A 26175-nucleotide genomic window follows, 5' to 3' on the forward strand; every position below is an offset into this window, starting at 1 on the left:
TACCTTTACACTTCAAAATTAAACGAATAAAACCAATAAACAAACAACAATGGGAAAAGGATTTTTCAACGTACCAGTTGCTGTTAACGAACCCGTAAAAGGATACGCTCCAGGTTCGTCAGAAAGAGAAGCAGTAGCAAAACAATATAAAGAATACTTTAACGGTTCTGTTGACGTACCAATGTACATTGGTGGTGAGGAAATAAGAACTGGAAACACTAAAAACATGACGCCTCCACACGATCACAAACATGTAGTGGGGCAATATCATGTAGGTAACAAAACACATGCAGCCAAAGCAGTAGCAAACGCTTTAGAAGCTCGTAAAGACTGGGCACAAATGCCTTGGGAACAACGTGCTGCTATCTTTTTAAAAGCTGCGGATTTAATTGCAGGTCCTTACCGCGCAAAAATTAACGCTGCAACCATGATTGCACAGTCAAAAACCATTCACCAAGCAGAAATTGATGCTGCTTGTGAGCTAATTGACTTTTTACGTTTTAACGTAGAATACATGACGCAAATTTATGCTGAGCAGCCAGATTCTGCTGAAGGAATTTGGAACCGTGTAGAATACCGTCCGTTAGAAGGATTTGTATATGCAATTACCCCATTTAACTTTACTGCAATTGCTGCTAATTTACCTGCATCTGCTGCAATGATGGGAAATGTTGTGGTTTGGAAACCTTCCGATAGCCAAATTTTTTCAGCTAAAGTAATTGCGGATGTATTTAAAGAAGCAGGGGTTCCTGATGGCGTAATTAACATCATTTATGGGGATCCTGTAGAAATTACCAACGTAATTTTAGACAGTCCTGATTTTGCTGGATTACACTTTACAGGTTCTACCTTTGTATTTAAAGAATTATGGAAACAAATAGGTGCAAATATTCACAACTATAAAACCTACCCAAGAATTGTAGGTGAAACTGGTGGTAAAGATTTTATTGTTGCACATCCATCTGCAAACCCTAAGCAAGTTGCCACAGGAATTTCTCGTGGTGCTTTTGAATTCCAAGGACAAAAATGTTCTGCAGCATCGAGAGTGTATTTACCAAAATCGATGGCAAATGAAGTGTTAGATTTTGTAAAAGAAGACATCAAATCTTTCAAAATGGGTTCTCCAGAAGATATGAGTAATTTTATTACTGCCGTTATTCACGAAGGTTCTTTTGATAAATTAGCAAAGTATATTGATCAAGCTAAAAAAGATAGTGATGCAGAAGTTATTGCGGGTGGTAACTACGATAAATCGAAAGGTTACTTTATTGAGCCAACCGTTATCTTAACAACCAACCCTAAATACACTACTATGGAAACTGAATTATTCGGTCCTGTAGTTACTATTTACGTGTACGAAGACAAAGATTGGGCAGCAACATTACAGTTAGTAGACCAAACTTCTGAATACGCATTAACAGGAGCAATTTTCTCTACAGATAGATATGCGATTGTAGAAGCTACCAAAGCATTAGAAAACTGTGCAGGAAACTTCTATGTAAACGATAAGCCAACAGGTGCTGTAGTAGGACAACAACCATTTGGTGGAGCGAGAGCTTCAGGAACAAATGACAAAGCAGGTTCTGCACAAAACTTATTACGTTGGGTTTCTCCTCGTTTAATTAAAGAAACATTTGTTACACCAACAGATTATCGTTATCCGTTTTTAGGATAAGATCTTAATCTTTTTATAAAACACAAAAGCAACCTCATTTTAGGTTGCTTTTTTAGTTTGATTCTTAACTTACTTTTCGATAACTTCGCTATCGTCTGATTTAAGCCATTAAAACGAACTCATATCATTAAAGTTGGCAATAATTAAAATAAACAACTCTGAATATCATTAAATGAATTATGAAAATCAAATTATCTTCTTTTTAAGCGCATTAGGAGCTTTTAATGGTCTTTTATTAAGCTTTTATTTTGCATACTCAACAAAGTATAAGAAGTTTGCAAACTATTTCCTATCATTACTTTTACTTGTTTTAAGTATAAGAATTATCAAATCTGTTTTCTTCCACTTCAATCCAAAAATATCAGTTACTTTTATTCAAATTGGCCTTACAGCTTGTGTTTTAATAGGTCCAGCATTGTACTTGTACATTGTATCTACATTAAACGAAAAAACACCTAAAAGATGGTTAATTCATATTGTTCCATTAGTATTGTTATTAATTATATTAGGTATAATTTATCCATATTGGACATTTAAAGAACTTTGGTCAAAATTTATTGTTAAAGGGATATATTTACAATGGTTAACCTATATTGTTTTAACTGGTTTTCGATTAAAACATATTCTAAAAAAAGTATTTTCGAAAGCTAAAAAACTCAATGAAATTGAGTTTTGGTTGTTGAGTATTTTTACAGGAGTATCAATCATTTGGTTTTCTTATACTATAGGTTCTTATACATCTTACATTGTTGGGGCATTATCATTTTCATTTGTTTTTTACCTTTTAGTATTATTATGGTTGTTTAAAAGAAATAAAAACACCTTATTTTTTCATGAAAAAGAAAAATACGAGAATAAAAAAATTGATACAGAAGAAGTAAAATTAATTACAGAAAAATTAACCATCATCAAGGATAAAAAACTCTTCAAAAATCCCAATTTAAAATTGTCAGATATTGCTAAACATCTAAATATTCCATCTCATCAATTATCACAATTTCTGAATGATAATTTAGGTAAATCATTTTCCTTATTTATAAACGAACTTCGAGTTGAAGAAGCAAAACAGTTGCTAATTTCAAATGATGTACACACAATTGAAACCATTGGTTATGATTGTGGTTTTAACTCTAAATCTACTTTTTTTACAACCTTTAAAAAGATAACAAGAACCACGCCAGCTCAATACAAAAAAACAAAGAGTCAAAAAGAAAACACCTAAAAGTTTTTATTTACAAATTAGTAGTTCGGATTTATAATAGAAAACCTATATAAATAAGAATGATTGCATATTGCGGTAAATTAAAACCATATGCAAAAAATAATATTTATTTTGTCATTCATTTCTATTCTAATAGGATGTAAAACCTCACAAAAAAAGCAAGATAAAATACTCTTTGTAGTATCTAATCAAGATACTTACGGAAGTACAAATTTAAATGCCTCTAATCATTTTTCTGAAATTGTCTTGGCTTATGATATTTTTAAAAAATCAGGCTACAAAGTAGATTTTATAAGCCCAAAAGGTGGCGTAATTCCTATAGGATACATAAAAAAATCTGATAGCATTCAAAAAAAGTATCTAAACGATCCTGATTTTATGAATTTACTTAAAAAAACACTTCGTCCAAACGAGATTAATCCATTAAGTTATAAAGCAACCTATTACAGTGGTGGAGGTTCTGCAATGTTTGGAGTACCAGAAAACAAAGAAATTCAAACTATTTCAAGAACTATTTATGAGAACAATGGTATTATATCCACCGTTTGCCACGGTACAGCAGGAATAGTAAATTTAAAATTATCAAACGGAACATATATATATATGAAGATAAACAAATAAGCGGCTATCCTGATTTTTTTGAAAATATGGATTCGGAAAAATATAAAACCTTCCCTTTTTCTATCGAAAAAACAATCAATAAACGAGGTGGATATTTCTCCTATTCAAAACAAAGAAATGCAAATTATTTTGAGGCAGATGGAAGATTAGTAACAGGTCAAGATCCTTCTTCTTCAATATCAGTTGCCAAAAAAGTTATAAAATTACTAGAAAAATAAATATAAAAATAATGAAAAGAACAATTATTATATGCTTACTAAGTATCAATGTTTCACTAAATACATTGGCTCAAGAGTCTGATTACAACCTCGTAGAAAAAACAGTTTCTTATTATTTAGACGGTGGTACAAATAACGATTTTAAAACCCTTAAAAAGGCCTTTCATCCTGACGCTAGGATGAAATTTATCAAAGGAGAAAGCTACACAGAGGTCAATGCTCTTGAGTTCTTTGAAAAAGCAATCAAACCAGGCCCAAAACAAAACCGTACATCTATCATAGAGCAAATCAATATTGCTGGTAATGCGGCAAATGCACGACTCCGTATAGACTATCCCAACTTCTACTTCATCGATTATATGAATTTACTGAAAATTGACGGGGAATGGAAAATCGTAAACAAGATATTTCACAGAGAAAATAAATAAAAATTAAATACAGGTTTGTTTTAATTGAGATATCTAAGCATCCTAAAATCTGCTTCTGATATTCAAAAAAACGTGACCTATTATAATGTGGCAAACCCTATTAAAAGAAATTAAACATGAAGAAATTATTATATCTACTAATTATGGTAAATAGTTTAACAATAAGCTGTCAGCATAGCACTATTGATGAATATGTGCAGCAAGAATACAATAAGGGCCAACTCAACGGCAATGTTCTAGTCGTAAAGAGTGATACTATAATCTATGAAAAATCCTTTGGTATTGCACATCCCGAAACAAAAGAACATTTGACAGCTGCACATCGTTTCAACATTGGCTCAATCTATAAAGAATTTCCAGCAGTTGCAGTCATGCAACTCTTTGAAAAAGGAAGCCTCAAAACTGATGATGAGATTAGTAATTACTTAGATAATTTACCCACCTGGGCATCGTTAATAACAATACAGCAACTATTTAAGTATACTAGTGGTTTACCTAAGGTATCATGGGAACACTATGTGGATAACCAAATTCCAATAACAGAAGAATTACTTTTGAAAGATTTAAAAAAGGTGGAGGAGCTCACTTTTAAACCTGGTACGGATTATCTGTATTCAAACTACAACCCATTACTATTAACGCTTATAGTTGAAAAGGTAACTGGGCAATCCTTTGAAGATTATGTTCAACAACATATCTTTAAACCGGCAAAAATGACCGATAGTTATTTTGGCAAGGCAATGCCTTACAAAAATGAAGTACTACCTGCTATAGCATTTGATAAAGATTACAATTTTGACCCCTTTACAAATAAAGAAGCAAAGTTTTTAATGTTGTTTACTGCAAAAGACCTTTACCAGTGGCTCTATCATTTACATAGTTATCAATTGTTATCAAAAGCATCTATAAAGTTCCTTTCAGAAAGAGAAGGCTCACAATCACCTTTGGGAATTTTAGAATGGAAAGACGATGTATTAGAAGTTCATCATCATCATGGTGAACAAGGAAACTATGAATCTGTCATTAGATACTATCCTAAAGATGATCTATACATTGTGATTTTAAAGAATCAAAAATATTTCAATGTTATGGATATGGCAGATGAAATACATGATATTGTAACTAACACTAAAAATTAAAAAATGAAAAATTTAATTATAATAATTTTAACTCTTGCAAGCATAAGGCATGTACAAAGTCAAACCTTAAGCGGAAATAAAGAAGATATTCAAATCATACTGAAAAACACAGAAGACTTTTCAAAATACGTAATGGCTTCAGATTACACAAATATTGCTAATTCGTATACTAATGGTGCAAAAATATTTCCTAATAATACGAACATATTGGAAGGTGAGGACATTATTAAATATTGGACACTTCCAGAAGGAATAAGTACCACTTATCATAAAATAACCCAATCCGAAATAAATATTATTAATGATATGGCTTATGATTATGGCTACTATGAAGGTAAAACCAAACATAAAGATGGACGCATTTCATCCTGGAAAGGCAAATACGTAATTGTTTGGAAAAAAGTAGATGACGATTGGAAAATGCACTTGGATATTTGGAACAATACAAAATAATCAAGTTCTGGACAACAAACTAATAATATGAAAATCAAAATATCATCACTTTTATTAAGCCTACTTATAATAGCTTCTTGTTCAAAAAAGATAGTTAAAAAAGAATCTGTAAAGTTTAACAAACAAATAGATAAATACATCTCATCACTTATGAATGCTGATGAAATTCCAGGATTGGCTATTGGCGTAATTCAAAATGGGAAAATAATTCACAAAAAAAATTATGGTCTTGCTAATCTAGTTCATAAAGTTCCTGTTACAGATAGTACTTTATTTCGGGTCTACTCTACTTCTAAAATAGTTACTTCTATCGCAATATTCCAGTTAATTGAAGATAGGAAACTCTCTTTAGATGATTCTATTTCAAAATATATAGATAATCTTCCTAAATTGTGGGAAAACATCAAAATAGAACATTTGTTAACCCATTCTTCTGGGCTTCCTGATTATAAAAAATTTGACAAAAAGTTATCCGATCAATTACTTATATCAGAAATGGCTAATGAGCCACTACATTTTGAAAAAGGATATCGACACGAGTATAATCAAACCAATTTTTGGTTTCTTAAATTAATTATAGAAAAAGTTGCAAACCAAAAATTTGAGGATTTCATTAAAGAAAATCAATTTAATGAAGATAGCCATCAAGTATTCTATGCTTCCAATAGTTTGGTTGCAATACCTAATCGAGTATCAAAATATCAATTCAATAAAGAGTACAATGCTTACGAGATAAGCACATTTAACGCTGGGTCTAGATCCATTGCAGGTAATGGTTTAAATATAAATTTAAATACATTGCTAAAATGGAATAGTAAATTGGACCAAAATTATTTCATTAACCAAGAAACCAAAATTAAAATGCTAACACCATACGATTTTAATAATCAGGATACTTCGTTTGGATACAGTTGGGGTATTTTCGGCCCTCAAGGTAAGCAATATTATGGATTTTCAGGTGGTGGAGTAAGTGCTTTGATGAAATTTTTAGATAAGGATTTAACTATAATTATTTTATCAAACGGATTTAAAAACAGACCAGTCATTAGTAATACCATTACTTATATTTCTGGTTTATCTGATACTACTTTGGTTAGAAAAGATAGAATGCTGAATGAAGATGTTCGCCTTGCATTTATGTTGAATAATTATAACGATGCATTACAAATATATAAACAAAAAAAACTTGAAAATAAGAAAGTAAGTTTTGAAAGAGCATTAAATGAAATAGGTTATTATTATTTGTCAAATAATCAGTTAAATAATGCGATATCAATATTTAGATTACTTACCGAAGAACATTCAAATTCATCAAATGCATTTGATAGTCTTGCTGAAGCCTATTTTATTAAAAAACAATATGGTTTAGCTAAACAGAATTATAAAAAATCTTTAGTATTGAATCCTGAAAATGATAATGCGGAAAAAATGCTAGCTGAAATTGAGAAATTAAACTAATGCTAACTTAAGCCGTGTATAATTCATTGCTAGTACTCGCCTACTTACGAAAATCCTCGCGGATTTTCTATTCGGTTTTTATTTGCTAAATTACGTGCTAAACCACGCAACAAACCATATAGAAACACGATAGCGATGCTTTTTTATTTCTCTTTTTGTTCAATAAACCCACCAAAAAAATTCATCTCTCTGTATCTTGTTTTAGTCTACCTTTGCAAAAAAATAACGCATGCAGTTTTCAGACTTACCTTTACATAAATCTATCTTAAAAGCGATTGCCGAAGAACGATATCATACTCCAACTTTGGTGCAAGAAAAAACGATTCCGTTAATCTTAGCTAAAAAAGATGTAATTGTATCTGCACAAACGGGTACAGGTAAAACCGCAGCGTTTGCATTACCCATTATTGAACAGTTATTTAACGAGCAAGATGCTGAAAAAGGAGAAAAGAAAATAAAAGCGTTAGTTATAAGTCCTACACGTGAATTAGCACAACAAATAGAACAAAATTTTAAAACCTACAGTAAATACACCAATTTAAGAACTACCGTTGTTTACGGTGGTATGTCTTTAGAACCTCAAAAAGACGTTCTTAAAAAAGGCGTAGACATTCTTATCGCAACTCCCGGTAGATTGATTGATTTGCACAAACAAGGAAATATAGATTTACGTTTTTTAAAAACATTTGTGTTAGACGAAGCTGATTTAATGTTAGACATGGGCTTTATAAACGATGTTAAAAAAATTGAAGAATTGTGTCCTCGTAAAAAACAGACCTTATTATTTTCTGCAACCATGCCAGAAAAAATAGTAGAACTGGCAAACACAATCTTACACCGACCAGAAAAAGTAGAAATTAATCCTACGGATACAACAGCAAAAAATATTGGTCAACTTTTATATCGTCTTCCTAAAAAGAACAAAACCGATTTGTGCTTGCATTTGTTACGAAACACTATTAACGGGCGAATTATCATTTTTCGTCGCACTAAATATGGGGTTGACAAATTAGAGCAAACACTATTAAAAAATGGCTATAAAGTAACTAGTTTGCATGGAGACAAAACCCAAAATCTTCGTAACGAAGCTATCGAACTATTCAAAAACAAAAAAGTAAGTATTTTAATTGCTACAGATGTTGCTGCTCGTGGTATCGACATTAGCAACGTAGATGCGGTAATTAATTTCGACATCCCAAACATACCTGAAACGTACGTGCACAGAATTGGTAGAACAGGTAGAGCAGGAAAAGCAGGAATTGCCTTTTCTTTTTGTAGCCCAGATGAAAATCCGTATATCAAATTAATTGAAGATTTACTACAAAGAACTATTAAGGTGATTGAGGATCATCCATATCCGTTAACAAAACCTAAAAAAGTGAAAGTGCAACCAAATACGGTTAGCAAAAATAAAAAAGGGAGAAAATCTGAAGCTTCTAAGAAAAACAAAAAACGCTGGTATTAACCAGCATTTTTTTATCCTCTATATTTTAGTGGTAAGTGCACCACTTTTTTAGTTTCAAAGAAATCTTCCTCAAAGAAATCTGGCAAATTGTAAATAGTTGCTTTGGAGAAATCTGCCAACTCTTCCGTTAAATCACCTCCTTTTAAGTATAAAATTCCGTTTTTTAACTCGTGAATATGTTTTTTATGTACTTTATTTCTCACCCAACGATGAAAAGTTTCCATTTGTGCTACGGCTCTACTTACAATAAAGTCGTAAGTATCTTTTACTTCCTCAACGCGTCCATGGGTCGTTTTTACATTCTCTAAGCCTAAACCTTCAACAACTTCGTCTACAACTTTTATTTTTTTACCAATACTATCTACTAAATGGAACTGCGTTTCTGGAAATAATATTGCTAACGGTATACCTGGAAAACCTCCTCCTGTACCAACATCCATCACCTTTGCTCCGGGTTTAAACGGCATAACTTTTGCTATACCTAAAGAGTGTAATACGTGACGTAAGTACAACTCATCTATATCTTTACGAGAAACTACGTTTATTTTTAAGTTCCAATTTTTGTATAATTCTTGTAACTTTGAAAATTGTTCAATTTGTGTTTCCGTTAAATTTGGAAAGTATTTTAAAATGATATCCATAGTATTCGTAAATTGGAATGCAAAAATATGAAACAAATCAACAAAAGTTGAGTTTAATACAAATGAATAATTATCGTTAAAAAATATTATAACAAAATAACATGAACTAAAAAGAGTTATTTTTACAACTTTAAATTAAAATATGAAGACAATTCAATTTTCAAGAATAGATAAAGCAAAGTTTTTTAGAACTTTGAACAAGCGGGTAAACACCTACTTTAAAGATAATAATATTAAAAGAACGGGTAACTGGAAATTATACTCAAAAGCAATTTTAATGTTTGCAGTTTTTCTTGTGCCTTTCATTTTAATTTTAACAGTGAGCATGTCTCATTGGTTAATATTAGCCTTAACCATTTTAATGGGAATAGGTATGGCGGGTGTTGGTATGAATGTAATGCACGATGCTAACCACGAATCCTTTTCAACGAAAAAATGGGTAAATAAATTAATGGGAAGTAGTATATACATTCTTGCAGGGAACGTATATAACTGGAAAGTGCAACATAATGTTTTGCATCACACGTTTACCAATATAAAAGATCATGATGAAGATATAGACGCGGGTAGAATTATTCGTTTTTCAAAAAAATCTACATGGCTTCCTATTCATAAATTTCAAAAATATTACTCTCCTATTTTATACGGATTGTTAACCATAAATTGGGCGATAACTACCGACTTTAAACAAATGCGAAGTTACTTAAAACGTAAATTATCGTACGGAGAGTTTCCAAATCCAGCAACAGAATGGACTAAATTGGTCATTTCTAAAATAGTTTATTATTTACTTTGGATTGTTTTACCAATCGCAATTATGGATGTTGCATGGTGGAAAGTATTAATTGGTTTTTTCGTAATGCATTACACAGCAGGAATCATTTTAAGTGTGGTATTTCAATTGGCACATATTGTACCTTCTACCAAAATGCCTGAACCAGATGAGAATGGAAATATGGAACATACTTGGGCAGTACACCAATTATACACAACGGCTAATTTTGCACCTAAAAACTGGTTAGTTAATTTTTATACAGGCGGGTTAAACCACCAAGTAGAGCATCATATTTTCCCTCATATTTCTCATGTTCACTATGATAAATTAGCGAAAATTGTGAAAGAAACTGCGAAGGAGTTCAATCTTCCATACAACGAATACAAAACTATGCGACGTGCTATTATAGAACATTTTAATCACCTTGCAGAACTTGGTAAAAAACCTCAACTAGCATAAACAACACTATAAATGTCACACCCATTATCTAACAGGATTAACAGTTTACCTGTTTCAGAAACTTTAGCCATGGCTGCTAAAGCACGCGAATTAAAAGCGCAAGGAAAAGATATTATTAGCTTAAGCTTAGGCGAACCCGATTTTAATACACCCGATTTTATTAAAGAGGCCGCAATTGAAGCTATTAATCAAAATTACAACTCATACACTCCTGTAGATGGTTATGTTGAGTTAAAAGAAGCTATTTGCGTAAAATTTAAACGTGATAATAACGTTGACTATTCACCTAATCAAATTGTAGTCTCTACAGGTGCAAAACAATCTATTGCTAACATTGCACAAGTTTTATTAAACTCTGGTGACGAAGTTTTATTACCAGCTCCTTATTGGGTAAGTTATTCAGCAATCGCAACTTTATGTGAAGCTAAATATATTGAAATTCCTTCGTCAATAGAATCGGATTTTAAAATTACTCCTGAGCAATTAGAAGCGGCGATTACACCAAAAACAAAAATGATTTTCTTTAACTCGCCAAACAACCCAAGTGGTACAGTTTATAGCGAAAAAGAATATCGTGCATTGGCAAAAGTATTAGAAAAGCATCCACAGATTTTTATCCTTTCTGATGAAATCTACGAACATATTAACTACGGTACAAAACCCTTTAGTTTTGCTGCGATCGAAAACATGTACGATCGTACCATTACTGTTAACGGATTAGCAAAAGCGTTTGCAATGACTGGTTGGAGAGTGGGTTACATAGGTGCTCCAGAATGGATTGCTAAGGCTTGTACAAAAATGCAAGGGCAAATTACTTCTGGAACCAATTGCATTGCACAACGCGCTGCAATTACAGCTGTTTTAGCAGATCCAAGTAAAGTACAATTTATGGTAGATGAATTCAAAAGCCGTAGAGATATTGTATTAGATTTATTAGGAAAAATTGAAGGATTTAAACTAAACGTACCAGAAGGTGCTTTTTATGTTTTCCCAGATATTTCTGCTTTCTTCGGAAAGACTATTCGTAATAAAGAAATTAAAAATGCAAACGACTTCTCAATGTTCTTGTTAGAAGAAGCAAATGTAGCTACCGTAACTGGTGATGCTTTTGGAGCCCCAAATTGCATTCGTTTATCATATGCTGCATCAGAATTACAATTACGCGAAGCGATTAAAAGAATTAAAGAAGTTTTGAGTTAAAACCTACTTATATACACAAACAAAAATCCCGAGTTAATAACTCGGGATTTTTTTATTTCTTAAAAAGGTAATTTTAATTTCTTATATTTTTTCTTTTTCATCTTTTTTAAATACAAAACTTTTTTATCGTAATCTATAAATGCTCTACCTTGCTCTAAAATATCAGCTCCAATAATACCTTGTACCTCATCAGCATCATGTTGTTTTAAAGCCGTATTTACATGTGTTAAGTCAAACAATACTAAATGACTTTCATTTGTTTTCCACTTCCCAATTTTTAGAGTATTATTTACAGATTTTTGAGTAACCATATCCGTAGCTCCTGCACCAGCCGCTTTAACATCACTTTCTTCGGAAATCAATTTAAAATGTTCTATTAGATCTAATCCAACACACGAATTCGAGGCACCAGTATCTAAAATAAAATTACCTGAAACTCCATTTATTTTTGCTGATAATTCTAAATGATTAGTAACTATCTTTTTTAATTTAATTTTGATGTATTTCTTTTTTCGTAATACTTTTTTCAAACTTGCCATTTCTCGTACTTTTGCTATCTGATAAACAAAAATACGTCATTACGAACACTATTAAAATCAAAATACATTTTGATTGAAAATAAAAACGAAGTTTATGAAGTAATCTCATAAAAAGATTGCTTCGTCATTTCTTCCTCGCAATGACTTAAGAAAACTAGAAATGATTACAGATACACATACTCACTTATATTCAGAACAATTTGATGAAGATAGAAATGAAATGATAGCCCGCGCAAAAGAAGTTGGCGTTTCTCGTTTTTTTATTCCTGCTATCGATAGTTCTTATACGCAACGCATGTTAGATTTAGAAACGAACTATCCTAACGATGTGTTTTTAATGATGGGCTTGCATCCCACTTCGGTAAAAGAAAATTACAAAGAAGAATTAGCACATGTAAAAGAATGGATTGATAAACGTGACTTCTATGCAATTGGCGAAATTGGTATCGATTTATACTGGGATAAAACTTTTTTACCTCAACAACAAGAAGCTTTCAGAACGCAAATTCAATGGGCAAAAGAGAAAAAATTACCGATTGTAATTCATTGTCGTGATGCTTTTGATGAAATTTTTGAAGTGTTAGAAACTGAAAAAGGCGATGATTTATTCGGAATTTTTCACTGCTTTACCGGAACATTAGAGCAAGCACAGAAAGCAATTTCTTACAACATGAAATTAGGAATTGGAGGAGTTGCTACCTTTAAAAATGGAAAAATAGATCAGTTTTTGAATCAAATAGCTATTGAACATATTGTTTTAGAAACCGATTCACCTTATTTAGCTCCCACTCCATACCGAGGAAAACGTAACGAAAGTAGTTATATAACTCAAGTTGCAGGTAAATTAGTAGATATTTACGGGTTATCGTATCAAGAAATTTCAAAAATTACTACTCAGAATTCTAAAGAGATTTTTGGTGTCTAAAATTGAAACTACATATTACAAATCACCTATTGGAACTCTTGAAATAAAAGGTGATAAAAATGGTATTCAATCTATTTTGTTTGATAAAAATGATATTGAAACTTCAACCGAAGTTCCAGATTCATTACAAAACTGCATAACACAGTTGGATGAGTATTTTTCTAGAGAAAGAACAGAATTCAACCTAAAATTAAACCCCAAAGGAACCAATTTTCAACAAAAAGTTTGGGGAGAATTATTAAATATTCCTTTTAATAAAACAAGGAGTTATTTAGAACAAACAAAAGCATTAGGAGACGTAAAAGCAATTCGTGCAGTTGCTTCTGCTAATGGTAAAAACCCTATTTCGATTATTATACCTTGTCATAGAGTTATAGGTTCCGACGGCTCATTAACCGGATATGCTGGTGGCATTTGGCGTAAAAAATGGCTATTAGAACACGAAAGTGGAAATAAACAACAAAGTCTTTTTTAACACGTCATTGCTAAATATTTATATTGAAGCAATCTTACTACATAAAGATTACTTCACCTTGCTCGTAATGACTAAATTAATTTAAGTTTCGTTTTTCTACAAAAAAACGTTTCAATAACAAACCACATTCCTCTTCTAAAACTCCAGAAATCACTTTTGTTTTTGGATGTAATTTAGTTTCTAAAACACTAAACCCGAGTTTTGGCTCTCTGGCTCCGTAAACAATTTTACCAATTTGCGCCCAATAACTTGCCCCCGCACACATTTGGCACGGCTCGAGTGTAACATATAAAATACAATCTTTTAAATATTTTCCTCCTAAAAAATCAGAAGCTGATGTATATGCTTGCATTTCTGCATGTGCTGTCACATCATTTAAAGTCTCCGTTAAATTATGTGCACGGGCTATAATTTGATCTTTTAAAACGATAACCGCTCCTACCGGAACCTCTCCTTTATCAAAAGCTGTTTGCGCTTCTTGCAAAGCTTTTTTCATAAAATATTCGTCATCAAACGGATTCATTTATATTGTTTTTAAGTGATAAAACAAAAGTAGCTAAAAATTGAAGCTACATACTCTGTACAAAATAGTTATTTTTACCAAAAATTTCGATTTGATATCAATCAACACTTCAGAAAATAAGAAAATCTATTTTGCTTCAGATCAACATTTAGGAGCACCCACTCAAGAAGCAAGTTTTCCTCGCGAACAAAAATTTGTTCGTTGGCTCGATGAAATAAAAATGGATGCAGAAGCCATCTTTTTACTAGGTGATTTATTTGATTTTTGGTTTGAATACAAAACCGTTGTTCCAAAAGGTTTCGTTCGTGTATTAGGAAAACTAGCCGAAATTAAAGACAGCGGAATTCCGATTTATTTCTTTGTAGGAAATCATGACTTATGGATGTGTGATTATTTTGAAACCGAATTGAACATACCTGTATATCATTCGCCTCAAGAATTCACCATTAACGGGAAATCATTTTTAATTGGTCACGGTGATGGATTAGGACCACATGATAAAGGTTACAAACGAATGAAAAAAGTGTTTACTTTTAAACCATTTCAATGGTTATTTCGTTGGTTACACCCTGATATTGGCGTTCGTTTAGGGCAATATATGTCCGTTAAAAACAAGTTGATTTCGGGTGATGAAGATGCTAAATTTTTAGGCGAAGAAAATGAATGGTTAGTACAATATTGTAAAAAGAAGCTTACTGAAAGACACTATAATTATTTTGTTTTTGGCCATCGTCATCTTCCTTTGGAAATTGAATTACAGGAAAACAGTATATATATCAATTTAGGTGATTGGATTGGGTATTTTACTTATGGTGTTTTTGAGAGAAGTGGTTTTTCTTTGAATGGGTATAAATAAAAAGTATTAAATGATTGCTTTTTTAAATTGAAAAGAGAATAATAAAAAATACCTGTAAAGATTACAGGTATTTTTTATTATTCTCTTAAATTCTATACAATCTTTAAGGCAAACTAAATTCTGTAGACTCAAACAATCCAAAAGCCCCTCCTTGAGCTATAATTTTTGAACAGAAAGGTACCGTTAGAGAATAAGAACCATTACCCCATGCACAACACATACCATCACCATAAGCATCATTAATTGTAAATGTATAAGTACCGTCTGGCAAAGTCATGTCTATGTTAATTTCTTGTCCTGAATACGCCCCTCCAGAAGCCACTACCGCTGAACTTGAATCTTGTATTTGCCAACTTGTTTCTTCTGGAAAAAGATCAAAAACTATATTTAAATGAATATCATTAGAAAAACAAACTTTTTTATAGTCAATAATAACCTCATCTGGATTCCCAGCAATTTTTAATACTAACGATCTTTGTACATCAAGAGGAATAGACTCAAAATTAAACTTTATTGGGGTAGTTCCCGATGTCTCTCCTGCTTTAATTACTATTGCTCCTGTAAAACTATAATCCATTCTACTCCCTATAGACTCATCACTTACTTCTACCTCTACATAACGGTCTGCTGGATACGTAGTAGAAGCTTCAACAATCAAATCATAAACTAATCCTTCAGGAGAGTCAATAATTAATGATGTTGAAGTGGATTTAAAAGAATCTATAGGATTCTCAATCAATTCTTCTTTGTTATTTATATCACAACTAGAGAATGTTATTCCTAGAAATAATATCGTTAATAAAAAGTATATATTCTTAATTTTCATAATTTAAATTTTGAGTGAAATTAAAAAGTTTATTGCCAGGAACATCAGGATCATCAGACACATCTACTAATATTACATCTTGATCTGTCGATCCATTTAAATCCAAGTTTGAACCACTAAAAATTTCAATAGAAGTATCTGGTTTTACTACGTATATTGTATAACCAGGATCTGTTAATGGAGCAGAATAAATATCTATCGCATAATAAAAGTCTGGTGAAATATCAATTGAATTTTGAATATTAGCATTTATAGGAATAGAAAAACTTGTACTTAGCCCACCATATAAATCGGCCTCCCATCCTCCATCAGAATTAAATGCAGCAAATGAGAAGAATACATCTGTTGGTGAATCTAAAGACAATACTATATTTATAGCATTTGCAGACGCTGCTGGAACACTAACTAGTTTTACAGAAGTTTGAGCACCAAGCACCAAACTAGTATTATATAAACTAACCGCCTTTGTAAGAGTGATATTACTTACATTACCCACTACATTAGGTATAGTTATTGGAGCAACAGTATCTCCGCTATTTAAAACGACCGATTTTTCAACCCCATTTAATGTGTATATAAATTGACTTGTAGTCTCCACTGGACTAGATAAAACAACATTAACAGTTGCTTCATTTTCTGGAGGTGAAGGAAAAACAAAAATTTCTCCCGTTTTATCCAATGAAGCAGTTACGATAGTTCCCGAAGGCCTTATAGCAGGATCATCATCCACCGCACACGAATTTAACAAAGCTCCTATCAAAATAAACGAAAATATATGTATTTTTTTTAATGTTTTTTTCATAATTTATTTTTTAAAGTTGTGAAATTATATAAGTTACATCATCTCCATTTGTTTCTTTATTGAACTGAAAGAGTATACTATCATCTGATATTGTTCCCGTATATTCTATTTCTTGAGCATCTGGAAACGTAAATGTCATTGTATAATCTACAGCTACAGGAGACGTCCAATATTGTGCATAAACTGTAAATATATTATCCACTTCTAACGTTGGTAATTCTACGATTTCCGTAGTGGTTGTTCCTACACTGTAATCAATTACGTTAGCATTTAACAACTCCGTTCCTCTTATTAAATACAAATCTAAATCCGCTGAACTATTCCTCCAGGTAAACTCAACTTGTACATCACCAACAGTAGTTTCAACTACAGTAGGAAGAACATCATAAACTTTTACTATTCTCTCCTTTTTGTTTACATCAGAAGCACTGATTACATATTGCTGTGTGAGTGTTGTTGCTGTTGTAAAGTTTTTAATTCGCACAGTATACGTTTCTTCTCCATCATTCAAAGTATCATCAGAGAAGGTAAATGTAACTGGTACTGATGTTACTCCTGCAGGAATGATGAAATTCTCTTGATAAGTTACTTCCTGAACACCTGAACTTTCAATAGAACCATCTGACGATGTAACTTCTAACTCAACATTACCATCATAAGATAAAGCTTTTGATAAGAAGACTTCAAAAACTACTTCTCCTCCGTCTTCCAAAAGACTCGCTCCATTATTATCATCTAAGAAGCCAATTACAACTTCTTCTGTCTCTGTTACTGTAGATTCTATTGGTCCGAAATTATCATTTTCACAGGCAATAAATGTCATTGAAAAGACGAATAGATATATTATTAATTTTAAATTTTTCATTTTTTCTAGTTTTATTTTATTACAAAGCTCAGTCTTGCAAATACAAATCTTCCTCCAATTCCAAATTGCTGTGCTCTTCGTGACCAATCGAAACGACCATCACTTCTGTTATTTCCACCATCTGAAAAACTAGTTGCTGCTTTGTCTGGATAAATATCAAATAAATTATTTGCCCCAACAGTAAATGTTAATTCTTCTGTTGCTTTAAACCCAACAGACAAGTCAGTAACTATCTTAGAACTAAAAACTTGCTGTCTATCAAGATCAGTAGTTGCCTCAGTTACTTCTCCGAAATACACATTCCTCAAGAATACATTAAACCTGTCTGTTGACAAGGTATTCGAAAGATTAACCTTCGTTCTAGGTACAGCTTCTTCAAGATAAACTCGACTATCTTCTGGAAAATATGTATCCACTAAACCTGCATTTGCAATTTGTTGAGAGCTATGAATATCATCTACTTGTTTAGTTTGAGAAAAAGTTGCTGATAAATCTGATTTTAATCTCATTCCATCACCTAATTCAGCACTATGTGTAATAACAACATCTAAACCTTTCGATTCTGTATCAATCGCATTTGCAAAAAATGATGCTGCAGTAGCATTTGCTTTTTCTAATAATTTTCCAAATTCTGAATCTGAATCATCATTCGTATTGCTATTTGTGTCATTTGTCGTAAACTGACCAGTATACACAACTCGATCTTCAATACCTACCCAGTAACCATCCACAGTAACCTTTAAATTAGCACTAGGAATTTTAGCTGTAAAACCTAAACTTACACTAGCTGATTCTTCTTGCTTTAACTCTGGGATACCTAATAATTTAGCAACTCTACTATCATTTGCAAAAGTACCTACCTCTTGAGGGTTTCCTAGGTTATCAAAAATGGTAGATGTAGAGTTAAAGTTCAACTGATGTAAAGAAGGTGCTCTAAACCCAGTGTTAAAAGCTCCTCTAATATTAATGTTTTCATTCAATTTATATCTTGATGAAACCTTGTAATTAAATGTCGATCCAAAATCACTATAATTTTCGAATCTCCCCGCTAAACTAACTAATAATTTCTCTGTTAAATCAGCTTCTAAATCTGCATATACCCCAATACTATTTCTATCTTTTACTACTTCATTGTCTGGACTAAATCCAGGAAACACTTGAGATGCTCCTGGTCTTGTTCTACCAAAAAAATCTTCAGTTGACGAGGTACTACCTATAACTGGTAATCCGTCTCCATCGTATTGAGTATAAGATGCTTCTTCACCAGCTACTATCTCATAAATCTCAGTTCTATACTCACTTCCAAAGGCCGCATTTAACCCTTTAAAAACATCTTTATATTTTTTGGAAAAATCAACATTTGTAGTATTTTGAGTAAAAGAGAACCCTCCTGCATCAAACTCCGTTGATGAATCATTTAATAAGGAAGCATTTGAAGTGTTTGTTATTTCATATAGAAATCCATTTTTACCCCAAGTATTACTTACATCCACATCCCATTCACTAATTTTACCTCTAATACCAACAGCAACCGATTGATCTTTAATTTTAGAATTAATTTCTGGTAAAAAACCGTTAATATAAATCGGTGTATAAGTTCTTTCTTGATTTGGTAATCTATAAAAACCAGCAGAATTACCATTTCTGGAACCAAAGCCTCCAAAAGAATATAACTCTGTTCCGTTATCATCTAAAGGTAATAACATATTTGCAAAAAAACGTCCTCCTCTTAAACCAGATTGACCAACTCTCATATTGTAATCACTTCTTTCCTGACCTCTAACCACTAATTCTTGTTCTGTAAAATCTAAAGGTATAATTCCTGTTGTTTGACCAGATGAATTTACATTTAGAGTAGATAGAATACCCGCCATTGAATTACTCCCATCATCAACACCAAAAATATCAACCAAAGAGTTAGCATTAGCAATAGCGTTTTTTGTTTGAAGATCAAAATATGTTACTCCTTGAGCTGCAAATTGAACTTCAGATAAAGAAAGATCTGCTAAATTCATTCCAGAATTACTAGCTACCCATTCTATTGCGTTAGCACCATTAAAAATATCGCCTTCCCATTCTTTCATTCTACTATATGGGTTACGATAGTCAAAATCTCCTGAAAAATTTATAAAACCTCCTTCTTTTCCTAATTTTATACCATAACTAGCAGAAACATTTACAGACTCACCATCCATCCCTCCTGTTTGTTCTTCTGCATACTTAGATACATTAGCTCCAGATGTTACTGACAAATTTAATTGATCTGTAGTATCATTAAGTACAATATTAATTACTCCTGCAATAGCATCACTACCATACTGTGCAGCCGCACCATCTCTTAAAACTTCAATTCTTTTAATTGACGCAGCAGGGATAGCATTAAGATCTGTACCTACACTCCCTCTACCAAAAGTTCCGTTTACATTTATTAAAGAAGAAGTATGTCTTCTTTTACCATTAACCAGCACTAAAACCTGATCTGGCCCTAAACCTCTTAAAGAAGCAGGATCTACATGGTCTGTCCCATCCGAAATTGTCTGAGTATTTGATGAAAATGAAGGTGCCACATAATTTAAAATTTGATTTAAATTAACTTGAGGACCTGATGTTAATAATTCTTTAACATCAATAACATCAATTGGCACTGGAGAATCTACTACTGTTCTACTCTTGTTACGTGATCCTATAGACAATACTACCTCTTCTAAACCAACACTATCTTCTAATAATTTAATAGTAATCGAAGAAACTGATGTTACATTTTTTTCTACAGTTTTAAAACCTATAGATGAAATCGTTAAAATAGTTGGCAATTTTTTTACGTTAATCGAAAACTTACCATTTTCATCGGTATTTACCCCATTTGTAGTCCCCTTTTCAACCACATTAACAAAAGGTAAAGAATCCCCGTTTTCCCCAACAACTTTTCCGTTTATTGTTTGAGCTATGATATTCCCTGTAAATAAAAAAAGTAATGCAACTATAGTTTTCCTAAAAATATAGCTTTTTTTCATATAAAATTTGGTTAAAGTTAATTTAACAAATATTTGCATTTTTTTTAACAAAAACAAGGTTTTGATGAAAATATTAAACAACAACTCAGACATAAACGCAAATAAATAAAAATAAAGGTTAAATTATTGAAAATAAAACATCTTATAAACATCAAAATCTTTAACCAACTTTTAACAACAAAAAAATTCTTATTATTGTAGTTTTGTTTACCAAAATGTAACCTATAATATTTTAAGAAAAATGGATGTAGATGTAAGAGCTATCAATGAGAAGATTGAAAAAGAAAGTGCTTTTGTAGATTCATTAACTGCAGAGATGAACAAAGTAATCGTCGGTCAAAAACATATGATTGAACGACTATTAATAGGTCTTTTGGGTAACGGACATATTCTATTAGAAGGTGTTCCTGGTTTAGCTAAAACATTAGCTATCAACACACTTTCAAAAGCAGTACAAGGTAGCTTTAGCCGAATTCAGTTTACTCCAGATTTATTACCCGCAGATGTTGTAGGTACTATGATCTACAATGTTAAAGAAAATGACTTTTCTATTAAAAAAGGACCAATTTTTGCCAACTTTGTATTAGCGGATGAAATTAACCGTGCTCCAGCGAAAGTACAATCTGCTTTATTAGAAGCTATGCAAGAGCGTCAAGTTACCATCGGCGACACTACTTTTAAGTTAGACGAACCTTTCTTGGTCATGGCTACACAAAACCCTGTAGAACAGGAAGGTACTTACCCATTACCCGAAGCACAGGTCGATCGTTTTATGTTAAAAACAGTAATTGATTACCCAAATTTACAGGACGAACAAATTATTATGCGTCAAAATTTAAATGGAAAATTTGCAACTATTAATCCTGTTGTTTCCATAGATCAAATTATTAAAGCTCGTAAAGCAGTTGATGAAGTTTACATGGATGAAAAGATAGAAAAATATATTCTTGATATCATATTTGCAACTCGTTATCCAGAAAAATATAATTTAGAAAAATTACAACCTTTAATTAGCTTTGGCTCTTCTCCTCGTGGAAGTATCTCTTTAGCAAAAGCTGCAAAATGTTATGCTTTTATAAAAAGAAGAGGTTATGTAATTCCAGAAGATGTTCGCGCAATAGTTTATGATGTGTTACGTCATAGAATTGGAATCACTTACGAAGCTGAAGCTGAAGACATCTCTTCTATTGATATTATTAATGCAATAATAAATGAAGTACAAGTACCTTAAAACAACAAATAGAATATAATCCCCAAAATCATTCCCCAAATGACATATAATTTAACAACTTACAGAACTATTACAGGAAAAAAACAAATTTTAGAAACCAAAAAAAAGAAAAGCACAGAGGCTATCATCTATCAAGATGGGAAACCTGCTTTTTTTGTTGACTGTTTCGATTTACAAACGGAATCTAATGTAATAATGAACAGCTTGGTATTATGCCAACAACGCAGTATGAATACCGTAATAAAAGAAATTGCTCAAAAAAACAACATTAATTTATCAATAAAAGGAACTCCTTTATTTGTTATTAAAAAGACTTCTGAAATTAAAGAATTAGAATTACCACCATTACCGGAAGAATGGTTAAACTAAAAAATGGATACCAAAGAATTACTCAAAAAAGTTCGTAAAATAGAAATTAAGACAAAACGTTTGTCTAATCACATCTTTGGAGGTGAATATCATTCTACTTTCAAAGGACGTGGTATGACATTTTCTGAAGTGCGTCAATACCAATATGGTGATGATATTCGTGCTATAGATTGGAACGTTACTGCTCGCTATAACGAGCCTTATATAAAAGTATTTGAGGAAGAACGAGAACTTACCATGATGTTAATGGTAGATGTTTCTGGTTCAGAATTTTTTGGTACAGCTACTCAATTTAAAAAAGATACCGCTACGGAAATTGCTGCAACTTTAGCTTTTTCTGCAATTCAAAACAATGACAAAGTTGGCTTAATTTTATTTTCTTCGGAAGTTGAATTGTTTATCCCTCCTAAAAAAGGAAAAAGCCATGTACTTAGAATTATTCGTGAGTTAATAGAATTTCAACCAAAGAGTAAACAAACAAACATCGATGAGGTTTTAAAATTTTTGTCTGGTATTATGAAGAAAAAAGCAATCGTTTTTATGTTGTCTGATTTTATGGATGATAGTTACGAGCGTACTCTAAAAATTGCAGGAAGAAAACACGACATAACAGGAATTAAGGTGTACGACAAACACGACGAAGAAATTCCAAACCTTGGAGTTGTTCCAATGCTAGATAGTGAAACTGGCTCAGTAAGTTTAATAAATACAAGTTCGAAATCCGTAAGAACACAGTATAAAGCAAATGCATTACGATTAAACGATTATTTTACCACATCTTTCAAAAAAAGTGGTTCTGGAACTATCAATACTAGAGTTGATGAAAGTTATGTAAAAAAATTATTGAGTTATTTTAAAAGTAAATAATCCATTGAAAAAACTATTATTTTACATATCGCTTTTTATTTCTGCTTTTGCATTTTCACAATCATCAATAGTAAAAGTTGAAGTTGACACTACCAACATACGAATTGGAGAACAATTTCAATACAAAATGTCTGTAGATGAAACAGAAAATGTGATTATTCCTAAGTTAGAAAACCTTAATGGATTGGAGGTTATTGATAGTTTAAAAATTGATACCATCAATAATAAATTAATTAGAAAATACATTTTAACAGGTTTTGATAGTGGTGCTTTTTATATTCCGCAACAACAAGTTTTCATTAAAAACCAAGCTTTTTTAACAGACAGTCTATTAATAAACGTAACTACAGTTCCTGTTGACACAACAAAAATTAAAAAATTCCCTATAAAAGGAATTAAAGGCGAACCTTATCAGTTTGATGATTTTAAAACTATTTTATTTTGGGTTTTAGGAATTCTTCTTTTTGTTGGAACTGTTCTTTACTTTGCTTTAAAACGCACACAAAATAATGAAGTTAGAACTGCAGAGCCTTTATTAGCTCCATATCAAGAAGCTTTAAGAGGCCTAAAATTATTAGATGAAAAATTATTGTGGCAAAACAATAAAATTAAACAATATTATAGCGAATTAACAGACGTTATTCGCCATTATATAGAAAGAGAATTACACGTCCCTGCACAAGAAACAACAACCAACGGATTAATAGAAACATTATCAGATTTTAATGATACTAAGTCTATAAACACCAATAAAGAAACCATTAAAAAATTAGAACTTTTGTTACAGCAGGCAGATTTAGTCAAATTTGCTAAATCAAAACCAATGGCACACGAAATTGAAAGTGATAGAAATATTGCTGAAAACATTATTAATAATTTAAAGCTAAATATTACCGAAACTTCACCTGAAATTAAAAATATTCAGCCGGTCATTATTGTTGAAAAGCCTACTGTAAAAAAGCCTACTGTTATAATAAGAGTATTACTTATCTTACTAATTTTAGTAATAGTTGGATTAATATCATACGGATTATCAAAAGCAGTAACCTTGTCAAACTCGTTAAAACAGCCGATAACAAATGTTAAGTAATTTCGAGTTTCATAGTCCAGAATTTTTATGGTTATTTATCCTAATTCCATTATTAGCTATTTGGTTTTTCTTTAGTAGAAAAAAAGAGAGTGCACAACTTACCATATCGAGCATAAAAGGATTTAAAGGTTCAAATTCATTTCTTCCGAAATTAAAACCTTTGTTATACATGTTTCGTTTGTTGGCTTTTAGCGCACTTATTATAGCATTGGCAAGACCAAGAAATGTAGCAGTTAGTAAGAAAACCAAAACCAACAGAGGTATCGATATAGTTATGGCTATTGACGTTTCTGCTAGTATGTTAGCAAAAGATTTACAACCTAACCGCTTAGAAGCCTTAAAAAGAGTGGCTACCGATTTCGTAAATCGTCGTCCGAATGACAGGATTGGAATTGTGGTGTACGCAGGTGAAAGCTTTACACAAACACCAATTACAAGCGACAAATCTATTATAAAAAGAACTATTTCTGAAATTAAATGGGGACAATTAGATGGCGGGACAGCTATAGGAATGGGGTTGGGTTCTGCGGTTAACAGACTTAAAGAAAGTAAAGCAAAAAGTAAAGTGATTATTTTGTTGACAGATGGAGTAAACAACTCTGGTTTTGTGGATCCTAGAACAGCTACTGAACTCGCTAAAGAGCTCAACATTAAAGTATACACTATTGGAATAGGAACTAATGGAATGGCTCCTTTTCCTTGGGCAAAAGACCCTAGAACAGGACAATTATCTTTTAGAAATCAACAAGTAGAAATCGACGAAGAATTATTAAAATTCATCGCTAAAGAAACTGAAGGACGTTATTTTAGAGCCACAAACAATAGTAAACTGAAAGCAATTTACGATGAAATTGATAAATTAGAAAAAACAAAAATTGAAGAATTTAAGTATTACAATTACACCGAAAAATATCGTTTTTGGGTACTTTTAGCAGGACTTTTTTTATTGTTAGAATTTTTACTGAAAAACACATTATTCAAAAGCTTTATATAAGAAGATGTATAAATTAGAAGAGCCAGTATATTTTTATTTATTTACAATTATTCCCGTGATAATTGTGGTTTTCTTGTTGGTTTTATGGTGGAAAAAGCGAACGCAAAAAAAATTCGCATATCCTGATCTTTTAGCAAGATTAGCTCCTAATATATCTACTTTTAAATCTGTTCTGAAATTAATTTTATTTTTAATTGGTATATCATTTTTAATTATTTCTTTAGTAAACCCGAAGATGGGTACCAAACTTAAAACAGTAAAACGCGAAGGTGTTGATATTGTTTTTGCGTTAGATGTTTCTAAAAGTATGTTAGCCGAAGATATTGCTCCTAACCGATTAGAAAAAGCGAAACAAATTATTTCTAAAATCATAGATAAACTAGGAAGTGATCGTGTTGGAATTATCATTTATGCAGGAAACGCATATCCGCTATTGCCAATTACAACAGATCACGCCGCAGCAAATATGTTTTTGCAAAATGCAAATCCTGATATGGTTTCTAGCCAAGGAACAGCAATTAATGAAGCTTTGAATTTGGCAAAAACTTATTATAATAATGACGAGCAAACCAATCGCTTTTTAATTGTTATTTCTGATGGTGAAGATCATCAAGAAGAAACCAAACAAATAGCACAAAACCTAGCTAATGAAGGGGTAAAAATGTATACAATTGGTGTAGGAACAGAAAAAGGAGGTCCAATTCCGATAAAATTAAATGGCTCGCTTATTGGTTATAAAAAAGACAATAAAGGCGAAACAGTAATCACACAACGTAAACCAGATATTTTACAAGGCATTGCTGAAGCCTCTAATGGCATGTATATTGATGGTAATAAAACAGAAAACCCTGTAAACACTATTGAAAAGATAATTGGGAATGCACAAAAAAGTGAATTTGAGACCAAACAATTTTCCGATTATAAAGATCAATTCCAATGGTTTGTAGGGCTTGGATTCTTATTTTTATTATTAGATGTTTTCTTGTTTGATAAGAAGACTAAATGGTTAAAGAAAGTTGATTTATTTAATGAGGAAAAGAAGTAA

Annotated in this window: 26 protein-coding genes and 1 pseudogene; 20 read left to right on the forward strand and 7 right to left on the reverse strand. The window is 31.8% G+C overall.

The genetic code is table 11. From position 1 onward, the window contains the following. Positions 1-49: 49 nt before the first annotated feature. From pruA to C7447_RS00670, 9 genes are all read left to right on the forward strand, one after another. Positions 50-1675, forward strand: a complete 1626-nt coding sequence (gene pruA / locus C7447_RS00630; RefSeq protein WP_148868250.1) for an L-glutamate gamma-semialdehyde dehydrogenase — start codon at positions 50-52, stop codon at positions 1673-1675. Between the two features lie 172 nt (positions 1676-1847). After that, positions 1848-2897, forward strand: a complete 1050-nt coding sequence (locus C7447_RS00635) for a helix-turn-helix domain-containing protein (protein ID WP_148868251.1) — start codon at positions 1848-1850, stop codon at positions 2895-2897. A gap of 90 nt (positions 2898-2987) precedes the next feature. Continuing rightward, a complete protein-coding gene (locus tag C7447_RS00640) occupies positions 2988-3518 on the forward strand; it encodes a type 1 glutamine amidotransferase domain-containing protein (protein WP_148868252.1) in 531 nt (176 codons plus the stop codon). A 26-nt stretch (positions 3519-3544) separates the two neighbouring features. Continuing rightward, complete coding sequence (locus C7447_RS00645; protein WP_148868253.1) at positions 3545-3736, forward strand: type 1 glutamine amidotransferase family protein; 192 nt, start codon at positions 3545-3547, stop codon at positions 3734-3736. 11 nt (positions 3737-3747) lie between these two features. After that, positions 3748-4164: a nuclear transport factor 2 family protein gene (locus C7447_RS00650; RefSeq protein ID WP_148868254.1), complete on the forward strand. Its 417-nt coding sequence runs from the start codon at positions 3748-3750 to the stop codon at positions 4162-4164. A gap of 116 nt (positions 4165-4280) precedes the next feature. After that, positions 4281-5303: a serine hydrolase domain-containing protein gene (locus C7447_RS00655; protein WP_148868255.1), complete on the forward strand. Its 1023-nt coding sequence runs from the start codon at positions 4281-4283 to the stop codon at positions 5301-5303. Positions 5304-5306: 3 nt separating this feature from the next. After that, positions 5307-5756 (forward strand): YybH family protein, encoded by a 450-nt coding sequence (locus C7447_RS00660; RefSeq protein ID WP_148868256.1) that lies wholly within the window; start codon positions 5307-5309, stop codon positions 5754-5756. A gap of 27 nt (positions 5757-5783) precedes the next feature. Then, complete coding sequence (locus C7447_RS00665) at positions 5784-7214, forward strand: serine hydrolase domain-containing protein (RefSeq protein WP_148868257.1); 1431 nt, start codon at positions 5784-5786, stop codon at positions 7212-7214. A 229-nt stretch (positions 7215-7443) separates the two neighbouring features. Beyond that, positions 7444-8679 carry a DEAD/DEAH box helicase gene (locus tag C7447_RS00670; RefSeq protein ID WP_148868258.1) on the forward strand — a complete coding sequence of 412 codons (1236 nt, stop codon included), beginning with the start codon at positions 7444-7446 and terminating at the stop codon, positions 8677-8679. A gap of 11 nt (positions 8680-8690) precedes the next feature. Here the strand turns inward: C7447_RS00670 and rsmG are convergent, their stop codons facing one another. After that, complete coding sequence (rsmG, locus tag C7447_RS00675) at positions 8691-9320, reverse strand: 16S rRNA (guanine(527)-N(7))-methyltransferase RsmG (RefSeq protein ID WP_148868259.1); 630 nt, start codon at positions 9318-9320, stop codon at positions 8691-8693. A gap of 142 nt (positions 9321-9462) precedes the next feature. Between rsmG and C7447_RS00680 the strand changes: the two genes are divergently transcribed. Further along, positions 9463-10554: a fatty acid desaturase family protein gene (locus C7447_RS00680; RefSeq protein ID WP_148868260.1), complete on the forward strand. Its 1092-nt coding sequence runs from the start codon at positions 9463-9465 to the stop codon at positions 10552-10554. Between the two features lie 12 nt (positions 10555-10566). Continuing rightward, a complete protein-coding gene (locus C7447_RS00685) occupies positions 10567-11754 on the forward strand; it encodes a pyridoxal phosphate-dependent aminotransferase (protein WP_211354883.1) in 1188 nt (395 codons plus the stop codon). A 59-nt stretch (positions 11755-11813) separates the two neighbouring features. On the opposite strand, the gene C7447_RS00690 is transcribed toward C7447_RS00685, so the two are convergent. After that, positions 11814-12293, reverse strand: a complete 480-nt coding sequence (locus C7447_RS00690; RefSeq protein WP_148868261.1) for a retropepsin-like aspartic protease — start codon at positions 12291-12293, stop codon at positions 11814-11816. A gap of 160 nt (positions 12294-12453) precedes the next feature. Here C7447_RS00690 and C7447_RS00695 point away from each other — a divergent pair, with 160 nt between their 5' ends. Then, complete coding sequence (locus C7447_RS00695) at positions 12454-13218, forward strand: TatD family hydrolase (RefSeq protein WP_148868262.1); 765 nt, start codon at positions 12454-12456, stop codon at positions 13216-13218. Between the two features lies 1 nt (position 13219). Then, complete coding sequence (locus C7447_RS00700; RefSeq protein WP_148869473.1) at positions 13220-13693, forward strand: methylated-DNA--[protein]-cysteine S-methyltransferase; 474 nt, start codon at positions 13220-13222, stop codon at positions 13691-13693. A 76-nt stretch (positions 13694-13769) separates the two neighbouring features. On the opposite strand, the gene C7447_RS00705 is transcribed toward C7447_RS00700, so the two are convergent. Next, on the reverse strand, positions 13770-14216 hold the full coding sequence (locus tag C7447_RS00705; protein WP_148868263.1) for a nucleoside deaminase: 447 nt from the start codon (positions 14214-14216) through the stop codon (positions 13770-13772). A gap of 91 nt (positions 14217-14307) precedes the next feature. Here C7447_RS00705 and C7447_RS00710 point away from each other — a divergent pair, with 91 nt between their 5' ends. Beyond that, on the forward strand, positions 14308-15072 hold the full coding sequence (locus C7447_RS00710) for a UDP-2,3-diacylglucosamine diphosphatase (protein WP_170245859.1): 765 nt from the start codon (positions 14308-14310) through the stop codon (positions 15070-15072). A 103-nt stretch (positions 15073-15175) separates the two neighbouring features. Here the strand turns inward: C7447_RS00710 and C7447_RS00715 are convergent, their stop codons facing one another. Genes C7447_RS00715 through C7447_RS00730 form a run of 4 tightly spaced genes read right to left on the reverse strand, consistent with a single transcriptional unit; the run spans position 15176 to position 20579 of the window. Then, complete coding sequence (locus tag C7447_RS00715; protein WP_148868264.1) at positions 15176-15898, reverse strand: hypothetical protein; 723 nt, start codon at positions 15896-15898, stop codon at positions 15176-15178. After that, positions 15888-16700 carry a hypothetical protein gene (locus tag C7447_RS00720; protein ID WP_148868265.1) on the reverse strand — a complete coding sequence of 271 codons (813 nt, stop codon included), beginning with the start codon at positions 16698-16700 and terminating at the stop codon, positions 15888-15890. The genes C7447_RS00715 and C7447_RS00720 overlap by 11 nt, the downstream gene beginning before the upstream one ends. A 10-nt stretch (positions 16701-16710) precedes the next feature. Next, on the reverse strand, positions 16711-17565 hold the full coding sequence (locus C7447_RS00725; RefSeq protein ID WP_148868266.1) for a hypothetical protein: 855 nt from the start codon (positions 17563-17565) through the stop codon (positions 16711-16713). 11 nt (positions 17566-17576) lie between these two features. Continuing rightward, entirely contained in the window at positions 17577-20579 is a 3003-nt protein-coding gene (locus C7447_RS00730) for a TonB-dependent receptor (protein ID WP_148868267.1), read from the reverse strand. A gap of 241 nt (positions 20580-20820) precedes the next feature. Here C7447_RS00730 and C7447_RS00735 point away from each other — a divergent pair, with 241 nt between their 5' ends. From C7447_RS00735 to C7447_RS00760, 6 genes and pseudogenes are all read left to right on the forward strand, one after another. Continuing rightward, positions 20821-21810, forward strand: coding sequence for an AAA family ATPase (locus C7447_RS00735; protein ID WP_148868268.1), 990 nt, complete (start codon positions 20821-20823; stop codon positions 21808-21810). 39 nt (positions 21811-21849) lie between these two features. Continuing rightward, positions 21850-22179, forward strand: coding sequence for a hypothetical protein (locus C7447_RS00740; RefSeq protein WP_148868269.1), 330 nt, complete (start codon positions 21850-21852; stop codon positions 22177-22179). A gap of 3 nt (positions 22180-22182) precedes the next feature. After that, on the forward strand, positions 22183-23046 hold the full coding sequence (locus C7447_RS00745; protein ID WP_148868270.1) for a DUF58 domain-containing protein: 864 nt from the start codon (positions 22183-22185) through the stop codon (positions 23044-23046). 4 nt (positions 23047-23050) lie between these two features. Continuing rightward, positions 23051-23929: pseudogene (locus C7447_RS00750) on the forward strand (hypothetical protein); the annotation flags it as partial. 196 nt (positions 23930-24125) lie between these two features. Next, a complete protein-coding gene (locus C7447_RS00755) occupies positions 24126-25130 on the forward strand; it encodes a vWA domain-containing protein (RefSeq protein WP_148868271.1) in 1005 nt (334 codons plus the stop codon). Positions 25131-25134: 4 nt separating this feature from the next. Further along, entirely contained in the window at positions 25135-26175 is a 1041-nt protein-coding gene (locus tag C7447_RS00760) for a VWA domain-containing protein (RefSeq protein WP_211354884.1), read from the forward strand.

Source organism: Tenacibaculum adriaticum (genome assembly GCF_008124875.1).
GTDB lineage: Bacteria > Bacteroidota > Bacteroidia > Flavobacteriales > Flavobacteriaceae > Polaribacter > Polaribacter adriaticus.

Bases quoted from the DNA above. Each gene is read 5' to 3' on its own strand.
- C7447_RS00635 (WP_148868251.1), top strand. From the start codon at position 1,848: ATGAATTATGAAAATCAAATTATCTTCTTTTTAAGCGCATTAGGAGCT.
- C7447_RS00725 (WP_148868266.1), bottom strand. From the start codon at position 17,565: ATGAAAAATTTAAAATTAATAATATATCTATTCGTCTTTTCAATGACA.
- C7447_RS00705 (WP_148868263.1), bottom strand. From the start codon at position 14,216: ATGAATCCGTTTGATGACGAATATTTTATGAAAAAAGCTTTGCAAGAA.
- C7447_RS00685 (WP_211354883.1), top strand. From the start codon at position 10,567: ATGTCACACCCATTATCTAACAGGATTAACAGTTTACCTGTTTCAGAA.
- C7447_RS00715 (WP_148868264.1), bottom strand. From the start codon at position 15,898: ATGAAAATTAAGAATATATACTTTTTATTAACGATATTATTTCTAGGA.
- C7447_RS00720 (WP_148868265.1), bottom strand. From the start codon at position 16,700: ATGAAAAAAACATTAAAAAAAATACATATATTTTCGTTTATTTTGATA.
- C7447_RS00730 (WP_148868267.1), bottom strand. From the start codon at position 20,579: ATGAAAAAAAGCTATATTTTTAGGAAAACTATAGTTGCATTACTTTTT.
- C7447_RS00650 (WP_148868254.1), top strand. From the start codon at position 3,748: ATGAAAAGAACAATTATTATATGCTTACTAAGTATCAATGTTTCACTA.
- C7447_RS00640 (WP_148868252.1), top strand. From the start codon at position 2,988: ATGCAAAAAATAATATTTATTTTGTCATTCATTTCTATTCTAATAGGA.
- C7447_RS00695 (WP_148868262.1), top strand. From the start codon at position 12,454: ATGATTACAGATACACATACTCACTTATATTCAGAACAATTTGATGAA.
- C7447_RS00665 (WP_148868257.1), top strand. From the start codon at position 5,784: ATGAAAATCAAAATATCATCACTTTTATTAAGCCTACTTATAATAGCT.
- C7447_RS00690 (WP_148868261.1), bottom strand. From the start codon at position 12,293: ATGGCAAGTTTGAAAAAAGTATTACGAAAAAAGAAATACATCAAAATT.
- C7447_RS00735 (WP_148868268.1), top strand. From the start codon at position 20,821: ATGGATGTAGATGTAAGAGCTATCAATGAGAAGATTGAAAAAGAAAGT.
- pruA (WP_148868250.1), top strand. From the start codon at position 50: ATGGGAAAAGGATTTTTCAACGTACCAGTTGCTGTTAACGAACCCGTA.
- C7447_RS00680 (WP_148868260.1), top strand. From the start codon at position 9,463: ATGAAGACAATTCAATTTTCAAGAATAGATAAAGCAAAGTTTTTTAGA.
- C7447_RS00670 (WP_148868258.1), top strand. From the start codon at position 7,444: ATGCAGTTTTCAGACTTACCTTTACATAAATCTATCTTAAAAGCGATT.
- C7447_RS00755 (WP_148868271.1), top strand. From the start codon at position 24,126: ATGTTAAGTAATTTCGAGTTTCATAGTCCAGAATTTTTATGGTTATTT.
- C7447_RS00645 (WP_148868253.1), top strand. From the start codon at position 3,545: ATGGATTCGGAAAAATATAAAACCTTCCCTTTTTCTATCGAAAAAACA.
- C7447_RS00655 (WP_148868255.1), top strand. From the start codon at position 4,281: ATGAAGAAATTATTATATCTACTAATTATGGTAAATAGTTTAACAATA.
- C7447_RS00660 (WP_148868256.1), top strand. From the start codon at position 5,307: ATGAAAAATTTAATTATAATAATTTTAACTCTTGCAAGCATAAGGCAT.
- C7447_RS00760 (WP_211354884.1), top strand. From the start codon at position 25,135: ATGTATAAATTAGAAGAGCCAGTATATTTTTATTTATTTACAATTATT.
- rsmG (WP_148868259.1), bottom strand. From the start codon at position 9,320: ATGGATATCATTTTAAAATACTTTCCAAATTTAACGGAAACACAAATT.
- C7447_RS00745 (WP_148868270.1), top strand. From the start codon at position 22,183: ATGGATACCAAAGAATTACTCAAAAAAGTTCGTAAAATAGAAATTAAG.
- C7447_RS00740 (WP_148868269.1), top strand. From the start codon at position 21,850: ATGACATATAATTTAACAACTTACAGAACTATTACAGGAAAAAAACAA.